This is a genomic window from Clostridium tepidiprofundi DSM 19306, from assembly GCF_001594005.1.
Taxonomy (GTDB): Bacteria; Bacillota; Clostridia; order Clostridiales; family Clostridiaceae; genus Clostridium_AC; species Clostridium_AC tepidiprofundi.
The window spans coordinates 1-828 of record NZ_LTBA01000136.1 but is presented as its reverse complement, the minus strand read 5'-3'; the positions used below and the strand labels follow the sequence as shown (position 1 = coordinate 828).

At 26.9% G+C, this 828-nt stretch carries 1 protein-coding gene; it reads left to right on the top strand.

The genetic code is table 11. The annotated features are described in order from the left end of the window. On the top strand, nucleotides 1-828 hold an 828-nt coding region (locus CLTEP_RS14060), incomplete at both ends, for a nuclease/transposase family protein (protein ID WP_479723505.1).

The window sequence follows — 828 nt, the reverse complement described above, 5'->3', positions numbered from 1 at the left end:
TCAAAAGACTTCTTGAAGGTGAAATAAAAAAAGGTGAATTAGAAAAAATAGTAGCTCATAAATATAATTTAAATATACGTCAAGCTAAAGATGCCGTTGAAAGTGCAAGACAGACAATAGTTTCTCAAAGAGAATTGCTCAAAGAAAATAGAGATAATTATAAAAAGAAAGTTAAGGCTGTTGAAAAACAGTTAAAAAATGATAAATTATCTCAAAAGAAAAGGAATGCTTTAAAAAGTAAGCTCGATAAAAGAAAAAGAAGATTAGCCTATTTTCAAAAACATATTGATAATAAAACTATTCCACCTGTTACATTTGGTACTAAAAAAATGTTCATCAAAAGATGTAAAGGATTAATTACTAATCAAGAATGGAAAAATTGTAGAAATAATAGGCTCTATTCTAGGGGTGATAAAACTAAAAAAGGTAATCCTAATTTAAGAGTAGTTATTAACAGTGGTATGAGTTTTCTAGAAATATCTACACTGGAAAAAACTAAGAATAATAGAGCAGTTAAAATACAAGTTCCTATATATTTACCACATAAATTATCCAAGAAAACAGGTAAAGTTAATGGTATTAATTATAGAAAACTATTTTTAAATTATTTGGAAACTGGAGAAGCATACCAAGTTGAATTGATAAAAAGAAATGGTAAGTATTATGTTCATATTACTTTTGATGTTCCTAAGACGGAAACACTTTATACAGGACATAATGGAATAATAGGTATAGATACCAATCCAGATGGTTTTGCTTTAACCATGATTGATAATAAGGGTAACTATAAATGGCATACTTATTTGAAACAAAGCCAGTTACTATATG